This window comes from Polaromonas sp. (genome assembly GCF_031411155.1).
In the GTDB taxonomy this organism is placed as follows: domain Bacteria; phylum Pseudomonadota; class Gammaproteobacteria; order Burkholderiales; family Burkholderiaceae_C; genus Polaromonas.
On sequence record NZ_JANOAL010000179.1, the window covers coordinates 1 to 6,269 of the forward strand.

The following is a 6,269-nucleotide window of genomic DNA, read 5'->3' on the forward strand; positions in this document are numbered from 1 at the left end:
ACCTTCGAGCGCCCGATCTACGCCGGCAACGCGATCGCGATCGTGCAAAGCCTGGACGCGACCAAGGTCATCACCGTGCGCACCACCGGCTTTGATGCCGCCGCCGCCACGGGCGGCTCGGCTGCGGTCGAGGTGCTGGCGGGTGTCGCCGACAGCGGCAAGTCCGTGTTTATGGGTTCCGAGATTGCCACGAGCGACCGCCCCGAACTGACCGCCGCCAAGATCATTGTCTCGGGTGGCCGGGCGCTCGGCTCCAGCGAGAAGTTCCATGAGGTTCTGGAGCCGCTGGCCGACAAGCTGGGTGCCGCGCTCGGTGCCTCGCGCGCCGCGGTCGATGCCGGTTACGCGCCCAATGACTGGCAGGTCGGCCAGACCGGCAAGATCGTCGCGCCCCAGCTTTACGTAGCCATCGGCATTTCGGGCGCCATCCAGCATCTGGCCGGCATGAAGGACAGCAAGGTCATCGTGGCCATCAACAAGGACCCGGAAGCGCCGATTTTCAGCGTGGCCGACTACGGCCTGGAAGCCGATCTGTTCACGGCGGTGCCGGAGCTGGTGAAGGCGCTGTAATTCACCGCCCGCAAAAGGCATCGCTCGCGGTGCCTTTTTTTCTTGTGCGAATCGATTGACCGAGTATTCAGGCCCCGGAGACCCCCATGAGCTACAAAGCCCCCCTCAAAGACATGTTGTTCAACATCGAGCACCTGGCCCGTATCGACCAGATCGCGCAGATCCCTGGTTTTGAGGATGCCGGGCTGGAAACCGCGCAGGCGGTGCTCGAAGAGTGCGCCAAGTTCAACGAGGGCGTGCTGGCGCCGCTCAACGTCGAGGGCGACAAAAACCCGTCGAGCTGGAAGGACGGCGTCGTCACCACCACGCCCGGGTTTAAGGAAGCCTTCCGGCAGTACGTGGAGGGCGGCTGGCAGGGTCTGCAGCATCCGGCTGACTACGTCGGCCAGGGCCTGCCCAAGACGATTGGCGCGGCCTGCGGCGAGATGCTCAATTCGGCCAACATGAGCTTTGCGCTGTGCCCGCTGCTCAGCGACGGCGCCATCGAAGCGCTGCTGACGGCCGGCTCCGACGATTTGAAGGCGATCTACCTGGAAAAACTCGTCAGCGGCCAGTGGACCGGCACCATGAACCTGACCGAGCCGCAGGCCGGCTCGGATCTCGCCATGGTGCGCAGTCGCGCCGAGCCGCAGGCCGACGGCAGCTACAAGGTGTCGGGCACCAAGATTTTCATCACCTACGGTGAGCACGACATGGCCGAAAACATCGTGCACCTGGTGCTGGCCCGCGTGGCTGGCGCGCCCGAGGGCGTGAAGGGCATCAGCCTGTTTGTCGTGCCCAAGTTCATGGTGGGCAAAGACGGCGCGCTTGGGAGCCGCAACGACGTGCACTGCGTCAGCATCGAGCACAAGCTGGGCATCAAGGCCTCGCCGACGGCGGTGCTGCAGTTTGGCGACCACGGCGGCGCTGTGGGCTACATCGTGGGCGAGGAAAACCGCGGCCTTGAGTACATGTTCATCATGATGAACTCGGCGCGCTACGCGGTCGGCATGCAGGGCATCGCGGTGGCCGAGCGGGCTTATCAAAAGGCCGTGACTTTCGCCAAGGACCGCGTGCAGAGCCGCCCGGTCGATGGCTCGATCAAGGCCAGCGCGCCCATCATTCACCACCCCGACGTCAAGCGCATGCTGATGACGATGCGCGCCTACATTGAAGGCTGCCGCGCCATGGCCTCGGTGGCCGCCGCCGCCTATGACGCCAACCACCACCACCCCGATGCCGATGCGCGCAAGCAAAACCAGGCGTTTTATGAGTTTCTGGTGCCGCTGGTCAAGGGCTACAGCACCGAGATGAGCCTGGACGTGACCTCGCTGGGCATTCAGGTGCATGGCGGCATGGGCTTCATCGAGGAAACCGGCGCGGCGCAGTACATGCGCGACGCCAAAATTCTGACGATTTACGAAGGCACGACCGCGATCCAGGCCAACGACCTGGTGGGCCGCAAGACCCTGCGCGACGGCGGCCAGACCGCCCTGGGCATTGCCAAACAGATTGAAGCGACCGAGGGCGAGCTGCGCCAGCAGGGCAGCGCCGACGCGCTGGCCGTGGCCGGGCGCCTGCAGGCCGCGCGCCTGGCCTTTGTTGACGTGGTGAACTTTGTCGTGAGCCATGCCAAAACCAGCCCGAATGCGGTGTTTGCCGGCAGCGTGCCCTACCTGATGCTGGCGGGCAATGTGGTGGCCGGCTGGCAGATGGCGCGCGCGTTGCTGGTGGCGCAGGCGCAACTGGCCCAGGGTGTCGACGCCGGCTTCATGCAAGCCAAAATCACCACCGCCCGCTTTTACGCCGACCACCTGCTGACCAAGGTGCCGGGTCTGCGCGACAGCATCGTCGAAGGCGCGGACAGCGTCAATGCGCTGGCGCTGGAAGCGTTTTAAGGTGTTTGTCGCGCTATAAATTTGATAGCTGCTCCTGCTTATTCTTATTGGGCTAGGGCCACTTTTCACTATAAAAATCGCTGTTTTCACGGTATTTGCCGAAAGAAGCCATGTCCAGACTTCCCGCTCCGCTCAATAGTTTGCCGCTGCCCATCATCGGCTCGCCGCTGTTCATCATCAGCAACCCCAGGATGGTGATTGAGCAATGCAAGGCCGGTGTCGTGGGCGCCATGCCCGCGCTCAACGCCCGCCCGGCCGCGCAGCTCGAAGGCTGGCTGGCCGAGATCACCGAGACCCTGGCGGCGTATGACAAAGCCAATCCTGACAAGCCGGCCGCGCCATTCGCCATCAACCAGATCGTGCACAAGTCCAACGACCGGCTGGAGCACGACATGCAGATGTGCGTCAAGTACAAGGTGCCGATCTACATCACCAGCCTGGGCGCGCGCGAAGACATCAACGCCGCCGCGCACAGCTATGGCGGCGTGGTGCTGCATGACATCATCAACAACAAGCATGCGCGCAAGGCGATTGAAAAAGGCGCCGACGGCCTGATTGCCGTGGCGGCCGGCGCCGGTGGCCATGCCGGCGTGAAAAGCCCGTTTGCGCTGATCCAGGAAATCCGCCAGTGGTTTGACGGCCCGCTGGCGCTCTCGGGTGCGATCTCCACCGGCGGGGCGGTGCTGGCGGCGCGCGCCATGGGCGCTGACTTTGCCTACATCGGCTCGGCCTTTATCGCCACCGAAGAAGCCCGCGCCACCGATGCCTACAAGCAGGCGATTGTCGAGGGCAATTCCGACGACATCATCTACAGCAACCTGTTTACTGGCGTGCACGGCAACTACCTGGCGCCATCGATCCGTGCCGCCGGCATGGACCCCGAGAACCTGCCCGAGAGCGATGCCAGCAAGATGAACTTTGGCGGCGACAAGTCCAGGGCCTGGAAGGACATCTGGGGCTGCGGCCAGGGCATTGGCCCGGTCAGCAAGGTGCAAAGCACGGCGGCTTTTGTCGCCCAGCTCAGGCGCGAGTACGAGGAAGCGCGCCAGCGGCTGGCCTTGTAGCGCTCTTTCTTCCTTCCAGAGCCATGCGTTTGCCCGACCTGCGCCTGCCGGGCATCGATGCACTCAAGGGCCTGGCCTGCGCGCTGATCGTCTGGCACCACCTGGCGTTTTACGGTCCGATGTCGGATGTGGTGCATGCCGCCTGGCCGGGCCTCATCAGCTGGCTGTACGACTACGGCCGCATGGCGGTGCAGGTGTTTCTGGTGCTGGGCGGTTTTTTGGCCGCCCGAGCCCTGGCGCCACACGGCAGCGCCAGTTTCACCCAAGCGCCTGGCCGCCTGATTTTTCGCCGCTACGGCCGCCTGATGCGGCCCTACCTGGTGGCGCTGGCCGTGAGTGTGCTGGTGGCCGCGCTGCTGCGGCCCTGGTTCGCGCACCCGTCGGTGCCCGCCGCGCCCAGCCTGGCGCAGCTGGTCGGTCATGCGCTGCTGCTGCAGGATGTGCTGGGCCAGGAGGCCCTGTCGGCCGGCGTCTGGTATGTGGCGATCGATTTTCAGCTGTTCGCCCTCAGCGTGGCGGTGTTGGCGCTGGCGCGCGGGCTGCGGCAGCGCTGGCCGCAGCTGCCCGCGCAACTGGACGTGGGCCTGCTGCTGCTGCTGGCACTGGCTTCGCTGCTGTTTTTTAACCGCCAGCCGGGGCTGGACATGACCGGCCTGTATTTCCTCGGCGCCTACGCGCTCGGCATGATGGCTTGCTGGGCCTCGACGATGCCAAGCCAGACCGCGCGCCGTCAATGGCTGCTGGCCATGGCCTGGCTGGGCGCGGCGGCCTTGCTGCTTGATTTCAGGGGCCGGCTGCTGCTGGCCGTGGCGGTGGCCTTCGGCCTGGTGTGGCTGCAAACCAGTGCCTTGTTTCAGTTTTGGCGCGAGCCGCGCTGGCTGGCGCGGCTCGGCCAGATCTCGTATTCGGTGTTTCTGATTCACTTTCCGGTCTGCCTGCTGGCCAATGCGGGGGTGAGCCACTTCTGGCCGACGCACTTGGCGGCCAATGCCTTGGGGATGCTGGCCGCCTTTTTGCTGTCACTTCTGGCGGGGGCGTTGCTGTACCGAAGCGTTGAATCGCGGCCGCTGCGTGCCGGCAGCGCCGCCAGGGCAGGCGTCAGCATCTCCTGAGCCCCGTCAGACGCCTGGTTGGAGGTAAAAAATGGCGCTAGCCCAATAACAACGAGCGCATTCAGCTATCAAATAAGTAGCATCTAGCGTCACCGCTTCAGCGCCGGAACATCGCCAGTTTCAGCGCAGAAGGCTCGCCCAGCCAGGCGGCGTGCGTGGTGTGGTCGGCCAGGTCATCGCCGGTATCGCCGTGCACCAGCACGTTAAGCCCGTTGCGGTGCTGCTCCAGCCACGGAATCAGGCGCTCGAACTCGGCGCTGTCAAACGCGATCTGGCAACTCCAGTGCGGATGCGGCCCGACTTCGCGCTCATGCACCCGCCCCACCGCCACCCGGAACAGCTCACCGGCCTGCTGGCACAGCGCACGCGCCTGCTCCAGCGTGTCGGCGCCGAAATAGACATGCGCGTGGTAGCGGGGGTAAATGTTTTCAGGGCGTTGGGTCATGGTGCGGGCCGCCGGGAAGTTGTAGGGGTCTATGGGCAATTGTCAGGCCGGAGCGGGTTCTTGTGCCTATAGGGGTTTTTGGGTAAGAAAACTGTGTATTTATACGGGCTATCCACTTAGCTCCTTGGGTGACAAAATCACGGAATGACTGACATTGGAGCGCGGCCCGTCGCCGACAAAGACTACCCGAAGACGTGGAGCCAATTCATGGACTGGTTTCATACTGAACAGTCCTGTCTTGATTACTTGGAAAAACTGCGTTGGCCGAGTGGGTTCATCTGTCCCAAATGTGGCGTTATCGGTGTGCCTGTCAAAACGAGTCGAGGCCGGTTGATTTGTCTGAGTTGCAAACATCAGACAAGCGTGACGGCAGGAACAATTTTTGATAAGACGCGCACGCCGCTCAAAGTATGGTTGGCCGCAGCTTGGTACATCACCAATCAAAAGCAGGGAGTCAGCGCACTGGGATTGCAACGCGTACTTGGGCTTGGCAGCTATCAGACCGCTTGGACCATGCTGCATCGATTTCGCCGCGCGATGATTCGGCCAGGTAGAGATTTGCTATGCGGGACAGTTGAAGTAGACGAGACCTACATTGCGATTGGTGACAAGACGCATGCAACGCTGGAAAAAGGGCGGAAATCGCACACGGCCAAGACGCTTGTGGTTATCGCGGTCGAGATGCTCGAACCCAAGGGTTTTGGGCGCATTCGCCTGCGGTGCATACCCGATGATTCGGAGCGCCAAGTGATTCCCTTTGTGCAAGATGTCATCCAAGTGGGGGCGGCAGTACACACGGATGGCTCAGCGGCATATCGCAAGCTCAAGGATGTGGGTTACACCCACCAAAGAAGCGTCATGCTTGGTTCGGATACGCCCGCCCATGTCTCCATGCCAGGCGTGCACAGAGTTGCTGCGCTGATCCATAGATGGCTTCTTGGAACACATCAAGGAGCTGTTCAACCCGACAAGCTGGACTACTATCTTGACGAGTTTGTATTTCGATTCAACAGACGAACATCCGCCTCGCGGGGAATGCTTTTTTATCGACTGCTTGAGCAAGCCGTAGTCACCACGCCGGTGACTTATCAGCACGTTGTAAGTACGTCGAAAATGTCCAGAAACCTTCACAAGGAGCTAAGTGGATAGCCCGTACACGGGAACAGTGATAGGTATGTACATGCAGGTTGGTGTACACACC

6 protein-coding genes are annotated in these 6,269 nt (G+C 62.5%); 5 read left to right on the top strand and 1 reads right to left on the bottom strand.

All coding sequences use genetic code 11. The features are described 5' to 3' along the window. The 4 genes from RMO23_RS11500 to RMO23_RS11515 form a co-directional block, all read left to right on the top strand. Positions 1 to 570, top strand: a 570-nt coding sequence (locus RMO23_RS11500; RefSeq protein ID WP_309681578.1) for an FAD-binding protein, incomplete at its 5' end; no start/stop codon positions are given. Positions 571 to 656: 86 nt separating this feature from the next. Further along, positions 657 to 2,447: an acyl-CoA dehydrogenase gene (locus RMO23_RS11505; protein WP_309681580.1), complete on the top strand. Its 1,791-nt coding sequence runs from the start codon at positions 657 to 659 to the stop codon at positions 2,445 to 2,447. A gap of 110 nt (positions 2,448 to 2,557) precedes the next feature. Next, positions 2,558 to 3,511, top strand: a complete 954-nt coding sequence (locus RMO23_RS11510) for a nitronate monooxygenase family protein (protein ID WP_309681581.1) — start codon at positions 2,558 to 2,560, stop codon at positions 3,509 to 3,511. Positions 3,512 to 3,534: 23 nt separating this feature from the next. Further along, positions 3,535 to 4,623 carry an acyltransferase gene (locus RMO23_RS11515; RefSeq protein ID WP_309681583.1) on the top strand — a complete coding sequence of 363 codons (1,089 nt, stop codon included), beginning with the start codon at positions 3,535 to 3,537 and terminating at the stop codon, positions 4,621 to 4,623. A 97-nt stretch (positions 4,624 to 4,720) separates the two neighbouring features. Here the strand turns inward: RMO23_RS11515 and RMO23_RS11520 are convergent, their stop codons facing one another. Continuing rightward, positions 4,721 to 5,068: a DOPA 4,5-dioxygenase family protein gene (locus tag RMO23_RS11520; RefSeq protein WP_309681585.1), complete on the bottom strand. Its 348-nt coding sequence runs from the start codon at positions 5,066 to 5,068 to the stop codon at positions 4,721 to 4,723. 144 nt (positions 5,069 to 5,212) lie between these two features. Between RMO23_RS11520 and RMO23_RS11525 the strand changes: the two genes are divergently transcribed. Beyond that, entirely contained in the window at positions 5,213 to 6,217 is a 1,005-nt protein-coding gene (locus RMO23_RS11525) for an IS1595 family transposase (protein WP_309681587.1), read from the top strand. Positions 6,218 to 6,269: the final 52 nt, after the last annotated feature.

Excerpts from the sequence above, each read along its gene's own strand:
- RMO23_RS11505 (WP_309681580.1), top strand. The coding sequence starts at position 657 with ATGAGCTACAAAGCCCCCCTCAAAGACATGTTGTTCAACATCGAGCAC.
- RMO23_RS11510 (WP_309681581.1), top strand. The coding sequence starts at position 2,558 with ATGTCCAGACTTCCCGCTCCGCTCAATAGTTTGCCGCTGCCCATCATC.
- RMO23_RS11515 (WP_309681583.1), top strand. The coding sequence starts at position 3,535 with ATGCGTTTGCCCGACCTGCGCCTGCCGGGCATCGATGCACTCAAGGGC.
- RMO23_RS11520 (WP_309681585.1), bottom strand. The coding sequence starts at position 5,068 with ATGACCCAACGCCCTGAAAACATTTACCCCCGCTACCACGCGCATGTC.
- RMO23_RS11525 (WP_309681587.1), top strand. The coding sequence starts at position 5,213 with ATGACTGACATTGGAGCGCGGCCCGTCGCCGACAAAGACTACCCGAAG.